The sequence below is a fragment of the Burkholderia sp. RF4-BP95 genome (genome assembly GCF_001521985.1).
In the GTDB taxonomy this organism is placed as follows: Bacteria; Pseudomonadota; Gammaproteobacteria; order Burkholderiales; family Burkholderiaceae; genus Burkholderia; species Burkholderia diffusa.
Genome location: NZ_LOSX01000026.1, coordinates 134,261 through 150,452, shown reverse-complemented (window position 1 = coordinate 150,452; position 16,192 = coordinate 134,261). Strand labels below are relative to the sequence as shown.

Annotated in this window: 13 protein-coding genes; 11 read left to right on the top strand and 2 right to left on the bottom strand. The window is 67.4% G+C overall.

All coding sequences use genetic code 11. The features are described from left to right. Nucleotides 1-128 precede the first annotated feature (128 nt). Entirely contained in the window at nucleotides 129-797 is a 669-nt protein-coding gene (locus WS46_RS10805) for a haloacid dehalogenase type II (RefSeq protein WP_059536187.1), read from the bottom strand. A 59-nt stretch (nucleotides 798-856) separates the two neighbouring features. Between WS46_RS10805 and WS46_RS10800 the strand changes: the two genes are divergently transcribed. The 11 genes from WS46_RS10800 to WS46_RS10755 all read left to right on the top strand — a co-directional run bounded on the left by WS46_RS10800 (nucleotide 857) and on the right by WS46_RS10755 (nucleotide 14,750). Then, the gene (locus WS46_RS10800; protein ID WP_059536183.1) at nucleotides 857-1,063 is read left to right on the top strand and encodes a hypothetical protein; all 207 of its coding nucleotides are present in this window, start codon (nucleotides 857-859) and stop codon (nucleotides 1,061-1,063) included. A gap of 166 nt (nucleotides 1,064-1,229) precedes the next feature. Then, complete coding sequence (locus tag WS46_RS10795; RefSeq protein WP_059690509.1) at nucleotides 1,230-2,090, top strand: GNAT family N-acetyltransferase; 861 nt, start codon at nucleotides 1,230-1,232, stop codon at nucleotides 2,088-2,090. 12 nt (nucleotides 2,091-2,102) lie between these two features. Then, the gene (locus WS46_RS10790) at nucleotides 2,103-3,029 is read left to right on the top strand and encodes a glyoxylate/hydroxypyruvate reductase A (protein WP_059690508.1); all 927 of its coding nucleotides are present in this window, start codon (nucleotides 2,103-2,105) and stop codon (nucleotides 3,027-3,029) included. A gap of 160 nt (nucleotides 3,030-3,189) precedes the next feature. Next, on the top strand, nucleotides 3,190-4,590 hold the full coding sequence (locus tag WS46_RS10785; RefSeq protein ID WP_059690507.1) for an aspartate aminotransferase family protein: 1,401 nt from the start codon (nucleotides 3,190-3,192) through the stop codon (nucleotides 4,588-4,590). Nucleotides 4,591-4,675: 85 nt separating this feature from the next. Beyond that, nucleotides 4,676-5,167 carry an Lrp/AsnC family transcriptional regulator gene (locus WS46_RS10780; protein ID WP_006749694.1) on the top strand — a complete coding sequence of 164 codons (492 nt, stop codon included), beginning with the start codon at nucleotides 4,676-4,678 and terminating at the stop codon, nucleotides 5,165-5,167. Nucleotides 5,168-5,275: 108 nt separating this feature from the next. Further along, nucleotides 5,276-6,748, top strand: coding sequence for an NAD-dependent succinate-semialdehyde dehydrogenase (locus WS46_RS10775; protein WP_059690506.1), 1,473 nt, complete (start codon nucleotides 5,276-5,278; stop codon nucleotides 6,746-6,748). A 190-nt stretch (nucleotides 6,749-6,938) separates the two neighbouring features. Then, nucleotides 6,939-8,459: a GGDEF domain-containing protein gene (locus WS46_RS10770; RefSeq protein WP_059690505.1), complete on the top strand. Its 1,521-nt coding sequence runs from the start codon at nucleotides 6,939-6,941 to the stop codon at nucleotides 8,457-8,459. A 214-nt stretch (nucleotides 8,460-8,673) separates the two neighbouring features. Beyond that, entirely contained in the window at nucleotides 8,674-10,632 is a 1,959-nt protein-coding gene (locus WS46_RS10765; RefSeq protein WP_059690504.1) for a phosphatase PAP2 family protein, read from the top strand. Between the two features lie 322 nt (nucleotides 10,633-10,954). Further along, entirely contained in the window at nucleotides 10,955-13,060 is a 2,106-nt protein-coding gene (locus WS46_RS10760) for a TonB-dependent siderophore receptor (protein WP_059690503.1), read from the top strand. Nucleotides 13,061-13,285: 225 nt separating this feature from the next. Next, nucleotides 13,286-13,579 carry a hypothetical protein gene (locus WS46_RS33705; protein WP_082725298.1) on the top strand — a complete coding sequence of 98 codons (294 nt, stop codon included), beginning with the start codon at nucleotides 13,286-13,288 and terminating at the stop codon, nucleotides 13,577-13,579. A gap of 313 nt (nucleotides 13,580-13,892) precedes the next feature. Next, a complete protein-coding gene (locus WS46_RS10755; protein WP_059690502.1) occupies nucleotides 13,893-14,750 on the top strand; it encodes an alpha/beta fold hydrolase in 858 nt (285 codons plus the stop codon). A 31-nt stretch (nucleotides 14,751-14,781) separates the two neighbouring features. On the opposite strand, the gene WS46_RS10750 is transcribed toward WS46_RS10755, so the two are convergent. Next, nucleotides 14,782-16,128, bottom strand: a complete 1,347-nt coding sequence (locus WS46_RS10750) for an MFS transporter (protein WP_059690501.1) — start codon at nucleotides 16,126-16,128, stop codon at nucleotides 14,782-14,784. Between the last annotated feature and the right edge of the window lie 64 nt (nucleotides 16,129-16,192).

Below are 16,192 nucleotides of genomic sequence, written 5' to 3'. Positions count from 1 at the left end.
CGGCCCGGGCGGCCCTGCCTTGAATGGCTCCGTATCGGTAATTACCCTCGGTTCGTGCGGTGATCGCGCGCGCAAGGCGGCACGGCCGCGCACGCGGGGCACGCGGCCCCACGCCGGCGCGGCGTCGCTTACAGCCCGAGCTGCGTCGCGAGATGGCCGATGTCCGACACCTCGTAGTAGTTGTAGAACGGCGTGCCCGGCTCATGGCCGCGGTTGACGAACGCCTTGTGCTTGATGCCGAGATCCTCGGCCGTCATCAGGTCGTAGCGCAGGCTCGACGACACGTGCAGCACGTCCTCCGGCTTGCAGCCGAGCTTGTCGAACATGTATTCGAAGCCCTGCATCCGCGGCTTGTACGACTGCGCCTGCTGCGCGGTGAACACCGCGTGGAACGGCGCGCCGAGCTTGTCGACGTTGCTCATGATCTGGTCGTCCGACGCGTTCGACAGGATCACCAGCTTGTACTTCGTGGCCAGCCGCGAAAGCCCGGCCGGCACGTCCGGATGCGGGCCCCACGTCGGCACCGCCAGATAGAAGCGCTCGGCCTCCGCCTCGTCGAACTTCACGCCGATCCGCGCGCAGGTGCGCCGGATCGCATTGACGACGACGTCGCGGTACGGCTTCCATGCGCCGAGCACTTCGTCGAGCCGATACGCGGCGAACGCGCGCACGAATTCCTCGAGCGCGACCGGCGACAGCCGGTCCGCGTAGACCTCGCGCGCCATGTCGGCCATCCGGAAGCGGGTCAGCGTGCCGTAGCAGTCGAACGTGATGTACTTCGGTTCAAATTGGATCATGTGACGTCCTGTCGGTGTGAAGCCCCGGCAGGGCCGGGGACGGTCTGGGTTCAACGAAATTGAATCAGGGCAAAAAATCCGTCGCGCATCGTTCGACGCGGCTCGAAACGCAGATTCGCCGCGTGTTGCAGGCCGCCGGCAGCACGATCTGCGGCGTGATCGCACGCGGCGCCGTCGACGGCGAGCCGGCCGACTTCACGAAACCGTCATGCGGCCGCCGCGTTTCCATCGTAGCGGCATTCCCACAGCAGAAGCTGTCGCAATGACGGGCCGCTCCGGCATGCAGCGCGCGTTCGCCCGTGCCGATCGATCCGGTTTGCGTCGATCTTGCACGACCGCCCGCCGACGCCGGAAAACAGGCGAATCGTCCTATCCGCGCCGCGGTGGCGCTGGCAGAGTCGATATGTCATTCCTACCCATCCGGAGTCCGGCGTGGCCGACCTCAATTCTTCCAGCACGCTCACCTATCGCCCGTTCGCCGAAACCGACCTGCCTGCCGCGCACCGGCTGTCGGAAGCAGTCAAGTGGCCGCACCGGCTCGACGACTGGCGCTTCGCATTCCAGCTCGGCAGCGGCTTCGTCGCCGAAGACGAAGCCGGCATCGTCGGCACCGCGCTCGGCTGGCGCTTCGGCGAATCGCACGCATCGCTCGGCATGGTGATCGTGTCGCCCGAGCGCCAGGGCCGCGGCATCGGCCGCGAACTGCTCGCGCGCGTCGTCGACAGCCTCGGCGCACGCACGATCTTCCTGCATGCGACGCCGTCCGGCGAACCGCTCTATGTGAAATTCGGCTTCGAGGCGATCGGCACGATCGACCAGCACCAGGGCGCCGCGTTCCAGCCGCCGCTGATCTCGCTGCCGCCGGGCGAGCGCCTGCGCCCGCTCGGCACCAACGACGGCCCGCGCCTCGCCGCGCTCGCATCGCGCGCGGCCGGCTACCCGCGCGACGCGGTGATCGATGCGCTGCTCGGCGTCGCCAACGGGATCGCACTCGACCGCGACGGCGAACTGCTCGGCTTCGCGCTGTTCCGCCGTTTCGGCCGCGGGCACGTGATCGGCCCGGTGGTCGCACCGGACGCGCTGCGCGCGCAGGCGCTGATCAGCCACTGGCTCGCGCTGCACGAAGGCATGTTCGTGCGCCTCGACGTGCCGGGCGACAGCGGCCTGTCGGACTGGCTGCAGGGGCTCGGCCTGCCGCGGGTCGATACCGTCGTCGCGATGGCGCGCGGCGCGGCGCCCGCCCGCGATCCGTCGCTGCGCGCGTTCGCGATCGTCAATCAAGCGCTCGGCTGAGCGGCGCGCGCGATGAGTTTTCTCTACAAGGCCGACCCCGTGCGCGGCGCGCAATGGGCGCGGCGCTTCGCGCAACAGGCGCCCGACCTCGCGTTCCGGATCTGGCCGGACGTCGGCGACCCGGAAGCCGTGCGCTATCTCGCCGCGTGGCAGCCGCCCGACGATCCGACCGCGCTGCTGCCGAATCTGGAGATCGTGTTTTCGGTCGGCGCCGGCATCGATCAGTTCGACCTGTCTCGCGTGCCCGCGCACATCCCGGTCGTGCGGATGATCGAGCCGGGCATCGTCGAAGGGATGGTCGAATACGTGACGCAGGCCGTGCTGACGATCCATCGCGACCTGTTCGACTATGCGGCGCAGCAGCGCGAGCACGTGTGGCGCGAGAAGCCGGTGCGCGCGGCCGCGTCGCGACGCATCGGCGTGCTCGGGCTCGGCACGCTCGGGCAGGCCGTGCTCGACACGCTGCGGCGCTTCGGCTTCCCGTGCGCCGGCTGGAGCCGCACGCCGCGCACGCTCGACGGCATCGACTGTCATGCGGGCGACGCGGCGCTCGACACGTTCCTCGCCCGCACCGACATCCTGATCTGCCTGCTGCCGCTCACCGACGACACGCGCGGCCTGCTCGGCACACGCGTGTTCGACGCGCTGCCGGCCGGCGCATCGCTCGTGCAGGTCGGGCGCGGCCCGCAACTCGGTGCGACCGCGCTGCTCGCCGCGCTCGACAGCGGCCGCCTCGACAGCGCGATCCTCGACGTGACGGACCCGGAGCCGTTGCCGGCCGGTCACCCGTTCTGGACGCATCCGCGCATTCGCATCACGCCGCACATCGCCAGCGCGACGCGCCCGGACACCGCGGTCGACGCCGTGCTCGCGAACCTCGCGCGCCATCGCGCGGGGCAGCCGATGATCGGCGTCGTCGACCGCGCACGCGGCTACTGACGCGCGCGCCCGGCCCGGCGTGGCGCGCAGCAGAAAATGCCGAAGCGCCCCGTGCAAACACCGCTTTCGTACGTTTCAGACCGCAAATTGAAGGCGCGTGCGAATTGCTCGCCCGGTAGCATGACCTCACGCTGACACCCGACGAGAGTCCCGCACTGCCATGAACCAAGCCGCGCTGATCGAAGCCGATCGTCAACACCTGATCCACCCCGTCGTCAACTATCGTGCGCACGAGGCGCGCGGCGTCACCGTGCTCGAATCCGCCGAAGGCGTGTTCCTGCGCGACGCCGACGGCCACACGCTGCTCGATGCGTTCTCGGGCCTGTGGTGCGTGAACGTCGGCTACGGCCGCGACAGCATCGTGAAGGCCGCCGCCGCGCAGATGGCGAAGCTGCCCTACGCGACCGGCTATTTCCATTTCGGCTCGCAACCCGCGATCGAGTTGGCCGAACGGCTCGCGGCGCTCGCGCCGCCGTCGCTGAATCGCGTGTACTTCACGCTCGGCGGCTCGGATGCGGTCGACTCCGCGGTGCGTTTCATCACGCACTATTTCAACGCGACCGGTCGCCCGACGAAAAAGCACATGATCGCGCTCGAACGCGGCTATCACGGCTCGTCGTCGATCGGCGCCGGGCTCACCGCGCTGCCCGCGTTCCATCGTCACTTCGACCTGCCGCGCGCGGATCAGCACCACATCCCGTCGCCCTACCCGTATCGCCATCCGCTCGGCGACGACGCGCAGGCGCTGATCGCCGCGTCGGTCGCCGCGCTCGAGGCGAAAGTCGCCGAAATCGGCGCGGACAACGTCGCGGCATTCTTCTGCGAGCCCGTGCAGGGGTCCGGCGGCGTGATCGTCCCGCCGGCCGGCTGGCTGAAGGCGATGCGCGACGCATGCCGGCGCCTCGGCATCCTGTTCGTCGCCGACGAGGTGATCACCGGCTTCGGCCGCACGGGCCCGCTGTTCGCGTGCGAGACCGAGCAGGTCGACCCGGACCTGATGACCGTCGCGAAGGGGCTGACCGCCGGCTATGCGCCGATGGGTGCCGTGCTGATGTCCGATGAAATCTACGAAGGCATCGCGGGCAGCCGCGCCGATTCGCCCGCGGTCGGCCACGGCCATACGTATTCCGCGCATCCGGTCAGCGCGGCGATCGGCCTCGAAGTGCTGAAGCTCTATCACGAAGGCGGGCTGCTCGCGAACGGCCGGGCAATGGCGCCGCGTTTCGCCGCGGGGCTCGATGCGCTGCGCGCGCATCCGCTCGTCGGCGACGCTCGCTCGGCCGGCCTGCTTGGCGCGCTCGAACTGGTGGCCGACAAGACGCGCAAGACGCGCTTCGACCCCGCGCTCAACGTGCCCGACAGGATCGCCGCCGCCGCGTATGCGAACGGCGTGGTGTTTCGCGCATTCGGCGACGGCGTGCTCGGTTTCGCGCCGGCGCTGAGCTTCACCGCGGGCGAGTTCGACCTGATGTTCGAACGCGTGCGCAAGACGCTCGACGACGTGCTGGCCGATGCGGGCGTGCAGCGCGCGCTCGACGCCGCGCACGCGCAGCCGGCCTGACCGGGCACGGGAAAGCCGGGCTTGTGGCGGCAATCGTTCGACTCTAAAGTAACCGGACATTCCATTTTTTCCCTCTCACGCGAACATGACGGACAGCAAGCTGGATCGCATCGACCTGCGCATCCTCTCCCAGTTGCAAAAGCGCGGCCGCATGACCAACGTCGAACTGGCCGATGCGGTCGGGCTGTCGCCCAGCCCTTGCCTGATCCGCGTGAAGCGGCTCGAGAAGGCCGGCTATATCGGCGGCTACGGCGCGCACATCCAGCTCGAGAAACTCGGCGACGTGCAGGTCGTGTTCACCGAGGTCACGCTGGCCGACCACCGCCGCGAGGACTTCGACCGTTTCGTCGCGGCGATCCGCAACGTCGACGAGATCGTCGAGTGTCACCTCGCGAGCGGCGGCTACGACTATCTGCTGAAGTTCATCACGCGCAGCGTGAGCCATTACCAGACGATCGTCGAAGGGCTGCTCGAACAGAACATCGGCATCGAGAAATATTTCAGTTACGTGATCATCAAGTCGCCGTTCGTCAAACGGCACTACCCGCTCGAATCGCTGTTCGGCGAACGTCACTGATTGCCAGCGTGCGGCATCCGCGAACGCGGCGGCCCGCCGTCCGCGCGGGGTAGCCGCGCGTCCGCGCCGCAGCCGTCGTCGCCGAATCGCTCCATCCAAGGACCTGTCATGCCGCTTACGCTGTCCCGAACCGAACTCGTTCGCACCGCCAACCTGATCGACGGCGCCTGGCGCGACGCGCTCGACGGCCGCCGCTTCGACGTCACCGATCCGGCGACGCTCGAGACCGTTGCCCACGCACCCGACAGCGGCGCGGCCGACGCACGCGCCGCGACCGATGCGGCCGCACGCGCGCTGCCCGCATGGCGCGCGACGCCCGCTCGCGAACGGGCCGCGATCCTGCGCGCATGGCATGCGGCGATCGTCGCGCACACCGACGATCTCGCGAAGCTGATGTCGCGCGAACAGGGCAAGCCGCTCGCCGAAGCGCGCGGCGAAGTCGCATACGGCGCGTCGTACGTGCTGTGGTTCGCCGAGGAAGCGACGCGCACGTACGGCGACCTGATTCCGCAGCAGCAGCGCGGCAAGCGGCTGAGCGCGGTCAAGGAGCCGATCGGCATCGTCGCCGCGATCACGCCGTGGAACTTCCCGCTCGCGATGATCGCGCGCAAGATCGCACCCGCCCTCGCGGCCGGCTGCACGGTCGTCGCGAAGCCGGCCGAGGACACGCCGCTCACCGCGCTCGCGCTGGCCTTCCTCGCGCAGGAAGCCGGCGTGCCGCCCGGCGTGCTGAACCTGATCGCCGCATCGCGCGAACGCGGCATCGATGCGGTGGCCGACTGGCTCGCCGACGGCCGCGTGCGCAAGATCACGTTCACCGGATCGACGCCCGTCGGCAAGCTGCTCGCGCGCGAATCGGCGGCGACGCTGAAGAAGCTGTCGCTGGAGCTGGGCGGTAACGCGCCGTTCATCGTGTTCGACGATGCGGAACTCGACGCCGCGATCGACGGGCTGATGGCCGCCAAGTTCCGCAACGGCGGCCAGACCTGCGTGTCGCCGAATCGCGTGTACGTGCAGGCCGGCGTCTACGATGCGTTCGCCGCGAAACTCGCCGCGCGCGTCGCCGCGCTGAAGGTCGCGCCCGCGACCGACCCGGCCGCGCAGATCGGGCCGATGATCAACGCGCGCGCGGTCGACAAGATCGCGCGCCACGTCGGCGACGCCATCGAGCGCGGCGCGCGCGTGCTCGCCGGCGGCAAGCGTCTGCCCGAGCTCGGCCCGAACTATTACGCGCCGACGGTGCTCGCCGACGCCACCGCCGACATGCAGCTGAGCTGCGAGGAAACCTTTGGCCCCGTCGCCGCGCTGTTCCGGTTCGACACCGAGGACGAAGCCGTCGCGGCCGCGAACGACACGCCGTTCGGGCTCGCCGCGTATTTCTACACGCAGGACGTGCGCGGCATCGCGCGCGTGTCGGCGCGGCTCGAAACGGGCATCGTCGGCATCAACGAAGGCGCGCTCGCGAGCGAAACCGCGCCGTTCGGCGGCGTGAAGGAATCGGGCTACGGCCGCGAAGGCTCGCGCTACGGCCTCGACGATTATCTGTCGATCAAGTACCTGTGCCAGGGCGGGCTCGACTGAGCCTGCGCGACCGCCGGGATTCGCCGCTGTCGCGTGCTCGTTGCGCGGCGCACCCCGGACGCACACGTTTGCGGCACCCGTGCGGTCATTGCGTCGCATGCCGGCCTCGATTTCCGGGCATCCCTGCCGTTAACCCGGATTTGACCAGCGCCGCTGCGATCGCAGCCGGCTTCCCGCACGAGCGCGAGCAATGCCTGCATCCATTCCGATCGAGAAAGTTGCCGACTGGGCCGGCCGCCACCACCTGATCGTCGGCGTGCTGGGCACGCTGATGTCGCTCGCCGCGCTCGGCATCAGCGCGGCGACGCTGTGGGCCGCACGCAGCGAGGTCGTCGACCATGCGCACGAGACGTCGCGCAACGTCGCGGCCGTCCTGGTCAGCGAGATCGCGCGCACCGTCGAGACGTCCAACAACGCGCTCGTCTCGCTCGCCACCGATCTCGGCAATCCCGCCGTCGCGCGCATGGACGCCGGGCTGCGTCACGACGTGCTGTTCGAGCGCACGGCCGCGCAATACGTGACCGGCATGGGCGTGACGGACCGCTTCGGCCATTTGATCGACGGCTGTTGCAGCTCGACCCACAACTGGGATTTCAGCGATCGCGACTACTTCAAGGTCCATCGCGATGCGGACAACGTCGGCCTCTACGTGTCCGAGGCGTATCGCGCGCGTTCGCGCGGCAACACGGAATCGATCGCGCTGTCGCGGCGCATCGAGCGCGCGGATCACACGTTCGACGGAATCGCGGTGGTCGCCATCGACCTCGCGTACTTCGATCGGCTTCTGTCCCGCCTGAACGTCGGGCCGCACGGCGTCAGCGCGATCCTGCGCGCCGACGGCACGATCCTCGCGAGAAACCCGCCGTTGACCGATCACCAGACGGTCCGCCTGCGCCGCTCGAAGTCGTTCGAACGCATGGTGAGCCGCGAATCGGGCTTCTATGCGGCGCGCTCGAGCATCGACGGCGTCGTGCGGCTTTATACGTTCCAGCGGGTGCCCGGCACGCCGTTGATCGCGGTCGTCGCACCGGCCGAGCATGACGTGCTGGCCGGCACCACGCATTTGACGTGGACGGTCGGCGTGTCCGCGTCCGTCATCGGTGCGCTGTTCTGCGCGGTGGTGTGGCTGCTCGCGTTCGCGCTGCGGGACAACCTGCGCAAGCAGACGCTCCTCACCGACCTGACGCGCACCGATCCGCTCACGGGCCTGCACAACCGTCGCGCGCTCGATGCCGCGCTCGCCGACGAATGGGAACGGCTGCAGCGCGGCAGCGACGGCAGCCTGTCGGTGCTGTTCATCGACGCAGATCACTTCAAGCAGTACAACGACCGCTTCGGTCATGCGCAAGGCGACACCGCGCTGCGCTTTCTCGCCGAGTGCATTCGCGCGCATACGCGGCGGCGCGGCGATCTTGCCGCGCGCTACGGCGGCGAAGAATTCGTCGTCGTATTGCCCGACACGGATGAAAGCGGCGCCGCGAAAGTCGCCGAGGCGATTCGCCGCGCCGTGGAGCGCAGCCGGCTCGACGGGTTCGACGCGACGATTCCGGCTTTCACGGTCAGCATCGGCTACGCGACCGGGCACCGTGCGCACCCGCGGTCCGTGCACGCGTTGTCGCATCAGGCCGACCTCGCCCTCTACGCGGCGAAGCGCCAGGGCAGGAACCGCGTGTGCCGCGCCGACGCGGAATGGGTCGCCCAACCGGCGTGAGCGCGCCGGATCCGATCGTCTTTTCGAACGCGCGCGCTGGCCGGACCGGACATCGCCGACGGCCCGATCGCCCCGCCGATACGTTCAGCATCACGAATTCACCAAATAGTGAGAATTTTGGCGCATCGACCGCGCCCCGAAACAAATCCGTAACGGCTGCGTCACGATCGACCACGACAATCCGCCATCTTCGACACTCAGGATGGAGCCTTGCATGTTTGCGTCACGAAGCCGTTTTCCGCTGCACGTCGCAGCATTGTCGAGTGCGATCGTTCTCGCCGCGTGCGGCGGCGGCGACGATGTCGCATCGACCACCACGACCAGCGCGGCCATGCCGGCACCGCCGGCCGACCCCGGCTTCGTCGACAGCGCGCCCGTGCCGAGCGTGCCGGCTTTCGTCGACAACATCGCGACCAACCAGCGCGGCGACGCGCGCTATGCCACGCTGTCGACCAACGCGGCCGTGCGCGTGGTGAGCCGCTTCCTCGACCTGTGGCAGCCGGCGACGATGCTCGTCGATGCCGGCGTGAGCGCGCCGGCCAACGGCGGGTTTCCGGCGATCTCGCCGTCGACCTGCTCGGGCCTGCCCGGCAGCGGCACGCCATGCGGCACGAGCCTGAACGACACGGTGCTGGCCGCCAACGTTCAATATGTGATCAACGCAACGACCGCACGCACGCAGCAACAGGCCGACGCCGCGTACTTCGACGACCGGCGCGCCAAGGGCTACAGCGTGACCGACGGCATGGGCCCGCTCACCGGCGCGTGGCGCACGGCCGCGCAGCAGACGACCAGCATCACCAGCGTGCCCGCCGATGCGACCACGGTGCTGTACAACGATTCCGGCAACAACGTCGGCGTCGGCAGCAGCACGAACGCGAGCTTCGGCAAGGTCGTCGATCTGCTCAACGAAATGGGCAACAACGCGTCGACCGAACCGTCGAAGCGTTTCTACAAGTACGCGCGGCCGTACCGCTGGAGCACCAGCGTCGTCGTCGCGCCGACGCTCGTGCCGGCGGAAAGCACGACGCCCGCGACCGACGGCGGCTTCATCAGCGGCCACACGGCCGAAGCGGTGCGCGACGCGATGACGATGGCGTGGCTCGTGCCGGAGCGCTTCCAGGAGATGGTCGGCCGCGGCCTCGAACTGGGCGAGAACCGCATCCTCGCCGGCATGCACTCGCCGCTCGACGTGATCGGCGGCCGCATGCTCGCGCTGGCCGTCAGCGCCGCGAACCTGACCGCGTACGCGAGCGACGCGCAGGCCGCGTACGGCCAGGCCCATCAGGCGCTGCAGCAGCTCACGGGCACGACCGACACGACGTTCGCCGCCTTCGCGCACTCGGGTACGACGGCCACCGACCGCTTCGCCGATTACGCGACGAACAAGACGGCCTTCGCGCGCCGCCTGACGTTCGGCTTCGGCGCGATCGAGTCGACCGACGCGCCGCCCGTCGTGCCGAAGGGCGCGGAGATCCTGCTGCAGACGCGCTTCCCGTACCTGAGCGCGGACCAGCGCCGCGTCGTGCTGAAGACGACCGAACTGCCGTCCGGCTATCCGGTCATGGACGATGCGGAAGGCTGGGGCCGCCTCAACCTGTTCACCGCGGCCGACGGTTACGGTGCATTCAACGGCAACGTGATCGTGTCGATGGACGCTTCGCAGGGCGGGTTCAATACCGCCGACCTGTGGCGCAACGACATCGCCGGCGCGGGCAAGCTGACGCTGCAAGGCAGCGGCACGCTGACGCTGGCGGGCAACAACAGCTATACGGGCGGCACGCAGGTGAGCGGCGGCATGCTCGCCGCGGCATCGGCAAGCGCGTTCGGCAATGGCGACGTGTACGTCGGCTCGGGCGGCAGCGTGAGGATTGCCGCCAGCGCGCCGGTGGTCATCGCGACGCGCTATACGCAGCTCGACAACACGACGCTCGAACTCGACATCGACGGCAACGGGGGCGGCCGCCTGCGCGTCGGCGGCCCGCTCACCGTCGCGGGCGGCACGCTGCACGTGAAGTTCGTGAACGGTTATGCGCCCAAGGCCGGCGACACTATCGCGCTGATCGACGGTGCAGCGGCTTCCGCGAAGTTCTCGGCGGTGACGGTCGACGGGTTCAAGGCGACGCCGGTTTATACGGCGACGGGCGTGTCGGTCAGGTTGTCGGCGGCATAGACCGCATCGGCCCGTCGATCCTTGCCACGGCGCCGCCTGCTGGCGGCGCCCGCCGGTCTCGCCCGTTTCGTCGTCGAGTCGTCCGACGGCCGCCCCGCCACGACCGGACACCGGCGCCTGCTCACACCCCACCTTCCGCGACGCGTCCCGCGTGACGCGCCGCTTGCAGCCCGCATCGCATCATCCCCGAGCGCATGAAATTGAGATTGCAAATGCCTCTCATTTGCATTAAATTTCGGCGCGAATGTACTGTTTGGAACATAGCCGTCGGCGCAAGGCCCCTCCACCGTGCCCGAATGCAATCCATATCAAGGGACGGGGAATGAGCAGGAAGAACTGGGCGGCCGCACCGATGGCCATCGTCGTCGGCGCGGCCGGCCTGAGCACCGCCGACGCGCAGGAAGCAACGCTGCCCACCATCGAGGTCTCGGGGCAGCGCGCGAGCGCGCCGTTTCGCACGCGCGAATCGACGAGCGCGACGCGCAGCGAGGCAGACGTGATGGAGATTCCATTCGCGGTCAGCAGCGTCGATGCGAAACTCGTGCAAACCGTCGCCGCGACACGCGGCGAGGACCTGTACGACTGGGTCGCGGGTGTCTCGCGGCAGAACAACTTCGGCGGCCTGTGGGACAACTACGCGGTGCGCGGCTTCGCCGGCGACGGCAACACGTCCGGCACCGACTACCTCGTCAACGGCTTCTCGTGGAACCGCGGAATCAGCGTCCCGCGCGACACGGTCAACCTCGAGCGCATGGAAGTGCTCAAGGGGCCCGCGTCGGCGCTATACGGCCGCGGCGATCCGGGCGGGCTCATCAGCTATACGACCAGGCAGCCGCAGTTCGCGCGCTCGAACACCGTCAGTGTGTCGGCCGGCAGCTACGGCGCATTGCGCGACACCTTCGATTCAACCGGGCCCGTCACGAAATCGCTCGCGTACCGCTTCGTCGCGATGAACGAGAACAACGGCAGTTTCCGCGATACGGTGTCGAGCAAACGCTACCTGTTCGCGCCGTCGTTCACGTGGGACATCGGCGCGGACACGACGCTCCACTACGAATTCGAGAGCGCACGCCAGCGCGCGCCGCTCGATCGCGGCGTGGTCGCGGTGGGCGGGCAGCTCGGCGCGATTCCGGCTTCGCGCTTTCTCGGCGAGCCCCGCGACGGCGACTACGACGTGCGCAACACGGGCCACCAGTTCACGCTCGAGCATCGCATCGATGCCGGCTGGTCGATCAACGCCGGTTTCGCGCAGCGCACCACCGACCTGTCCGGACGATCGTCCGAGGCGTTCGCGCTGCAGCCCGACGGCCGCACGCTGTGGCGCCGCTACCGGCAAGTCGCGTTTCATTCGAACGATCTGCAGGGCCGCGTCGAGACGACCGGCGCGTTCCGCACCGGCGGCATCGGCCACACGCTCGTGCTGGGCGTCGATGCGTACCGCTTCAACTACGACCAGTTCGTCGCGCGCTCGACGCCCACTGCCGCCGCGCCGTATGCGATCGACATCTTCGATCCCGTCTACGGTCAGCCGGCCCCCGTCCCGCGCACCGCGACCAATCTGCTCGAGCGCGACGACGGCCAGGGCCTCTATGCGCAGGACACGCTCGCGTTCGGGCCGCACTGGAAAATCCTCGCGGGACTGCGCTGGGATCGCTTTCACCAGTCGGTCGAGAATCGCCTGAAGGACACGACGAGCAGCCAGTTGCAGACTGCATTGAGTCCGCGCATCGGCATCGTGTATGAAATGAGCCCCGCGTTTTCCGTGTATGCGAACACCGCGTATTCGTTCCGGCCGAACAACGGCGCCGACGTCGACGGCCGCGCGTTCGATCCGGAGAAGGGGCATGGCTATGAGGTCGGCGCGAAATGGGCCGGCGCACGCTGGCTCGCGACCGTCGCGGCATTCCACGTCAACAAGCGCAACGTGCTGACCGCCGACCCGGCCAATGCAGGCTTTTCGCGCGCGGCCGGCGAAGTGCGCAGCCGCGGCGTCGAATTCGAATGGAACGGCGACCTGGGCCACGGCGTGCGCGGCCTCGTCAATCTTGCGTACGTCGACGCGCAGGTCACGCGCGATGCCGTGCTGACACCCGGCGCGCGCCTCGTCGACATTCCGCGTCTGAGCGGCAGCGCGCTGCTCATGTACGAAACCACCGTCCCGTTCGCGGACAAGGCCGGCGCCGGCGCGGGCGTGATCTACGTCGGGCGCCGGGCCGGCAATACCGCGAACACCCAGGACGGTTTCGAACTGCCGGCCTATGCGACCGTGCAGCTCAACGGCTATGTGCAGGTCAACAAGCACCTGCGTGCGTCAGTCATGCTGAACAATTTGTTCAATCGCACTACTTACGTCAGTTCCTACAACAGCCTGTGGGTCACGCCGGGCGCACCGCGCAGCCTGTTTGCATCGCTCTCCTACGCGTTCTAGCCTGATTCGGTTTCCCGTTGGCCGTCCCGTTGGCGGCCAATCACCATTCTGCTTCGAAGGTCTTGTTGCTCAGTCGTCACCGTCTGAGCGCACGTGCTCACGCAGCCCGTTGGCATGCGTTTTTCGCACAGATATTGACAAATTTCCCACACTTTTCGCGCGACTCATTCGTTAGCATTGTCGCCCTGCTTTTCCGATTCATATTTTCGCAACGAATGGTGAAAAATGAAGAAACCCATCCGACATGCATCCATGGCATGTGCGCTTTTGATATGCGCACAGCTTTCGCACGCGTACGCCATTGCTGCTGACACACCACCACGATCCAATGGCGCCCTGCCAGTGACGCCACCTCGACCGGATTCCATTTCGCAGCGCGTGAAAGTCGGTTTGTCGAGCGAGGAAACGACCCTCATCCTTCCGTGGTTCGTGGCGGAACTGATCGCGACAGCGAATACCAGCCATTCGCTGGATGAAGCAGCCAGCGATTATGCCGGGCGCTTGAAGCGCGGTCTTTGACCAATAGTCCGTTGCCCAACCCTGGAATAGCCTGACAGTCGCCAGAAGCGATTCACCGCATCGGGCGTTTGCTGTTTCAGGGTGGCAAGGGGCTTCTCGTGGTCGTCGATGCCGGGTGCCGAATACTGCGAGGCCGATCGCTGACTACGTCACCCTTTGCACGAATTTGACCGCCGATGCGTTCCCCGACGTACTCACATGGCTTCAACGTCCGGAAGCCGCCGTCGGATACGACAACAACGATGAGTCCGGCCCTTGACCTTCACGTGGACGTCAGGGTTCAGCCCGGCACCTTTTCATCAGGAGATGACTCATGAACCTCACACCGGACGAATTGAACCTGCCCCGGCTCGGTGCTCGTCCCGTTCGAACGCTGCAGCTGGACGGCGGTATCCTGGCCGCACAGGTGGGCAGCGAACCGCCAGCGGTCATCGTACTGAACGGCGGACAAGCATTCGTCTCGAAGACGACCTCGCGTCGGCTGCGGCGCGACCTGCTCCGCGTTGCCGGTATTTTGCCGCCCGACACACCATTCGTATTGCTTGGCTATCCTGACAAGCCCGGCATGCAATACCGAATCGCCGACATCGTCGAGCAGATCGCACGTGGCATCGCCGCGCATTGGCGGTGCACGACGCTCATCGGCATCTCATTCGGCGGCGTCGTAGCGGCGCGCCTCGCGGCAGCCCACCCCGAACGCGTCTCGCGACTCGGGCTGGTTTCGAGCGCGCATCGCCTTGCTCCGGACGGCTGCCGGCTCATCGAGCAGCAAATCGTTCATACGACCCGCTCCGATTTCGTCCGTCTGCTCGAAACGATGTCCGGATGCTTTCGCGCAAGCTGGCGCAACATGCTCTTGCGCGCGGCGTTGCTCAGCCGACGCCGCCACGTCGCGTCGTCGGTCAACGAGCGGCACGTCATTGTCCGCACCCTGCGCGCATTGCGTGACGACGCACGCGACGATTCGCCGTGGCCGCGTCGGATCCGCGCAGATACGTTGATCGTCGGTGGCGCCGACGACCCGATTTTCGCCGAGGCGGCGCGCGAAACTTCCGCGTGGGTGCCGTCGGTGACCCATCATGCGCTGCCCGGCGAAGGGCATATGGTGATGATCGAGCGCCGGAAGCAGGTTGCGCGACTCGTTCGGAACTGGCTCGACGCGCGCGCTTGATTTTCGCGTGACACGACGGACAGCCACGAACCTACTTCGCGGCCGGGGGAAACAGCACGCCGCGCGGAATCGACATGATCAACACGCAACTGACCAGCAGGCAGGCGCCCAGCGCGTAGGTTCCGTTGTTGATGTTGCCGGTCATTTCCTTTGCGATGCCCGTGATCATCGAACCCGTGAAGCCGGACAGATTGCCCACCGAGTTGATCAGTGCAATGCCGGCGGCCGCGGCCGTGCCGGACAGTATCTGCCCCGGAAAGGTCCAGTAGATCGGCATCAGCGCCAGGATGCCGCACGTGGCGATGGTCAGGAACAGGATCGACAGCACCACGTTCTGTGCGCAGGCCGCGCTCATGATCAGGCCGACGCCGCCGATCAGCGCGGGAATCGCGGCGTGCAGCCGGCGTTCGCCGGTCTTGCGCGAGTGCGACGCGTTCCACACCATCGCAAAGATGGCCGTCAGATACGGAACGGCAGTCAGCAGACCGATATGCATCGGGCTGCGCACGCCCGACGCGCGAATGATCGACGGCAACCAGAAGGCCAGCCCGTAGAAGCCGGTATTGAAGGTGAGCAGGATGAAGGTCAGCAGCCAGACGCGCGGGCTGCGCAACGCGGCACCCACGCCATGCGACTTGTGCGCGGCCTCGGATTCGAGGTTGCGCGACAGCACCGCCTTTTCCTCGGCAGACAACCACTTCGCCGACTGCGGGCCATCGCCGAGGCAGGCCAGCACGATGAACGCCACCACGATCGACGGCAGGCCTTCGAGCAGCAGCATCCATTGCCATCCGCTCATGCCTGACAAGCCGTGCGTCTGCTCCATCAGCCAGCCGGAAATGACACTGCCCAGCGTCAGGCTCAGCGGGATCGCCACCAGGAAGCCCGACATGGCCACGCTTTGGCGACGCGCGGGAAACCAGTAATTCATGTACAGGATGACGCCCGGGAAAAAGCCGGCTTCGCACAGACCGAGCAGGAAGCGCAGCGTATAGAACATGGTGGACGTCTGCACGTGAAAGAACTGCGCGAGCGGCACGATGAAGGCTATCGACGACGACACGATGCCCCATGTGATCATGATCCGCGCGATCCAGAAGCGTGCGCCGTAGCGGTGCAGCAGTAAGTTGCTCGGCATCTCGAACAGAAAATAGCCCCAGAAGAAAACGCTGGCGCCGAGCGCGTAGACGCTGTCGCTCAGGCTCAGGTCATCGAGCATCTGCAGCTTGGCGAAACCCACGTTGACGCGGTCCAGGTAGGCCACGACGTAGCAGAGCAGCAGCAACGGCAGGATGCGCCGCATGACCTTGCGGTAGAGAGCGTCTTCGGACGAGCCGAACGCGGCCGGTGCGGCGGCGGTCTGCGTGAGGGATGGCATCGGTTTGTCTCCTGATTGTGTAGGACTTCTTCGTGCCGGCGGATTCGCTGAGGAACTGACGCGC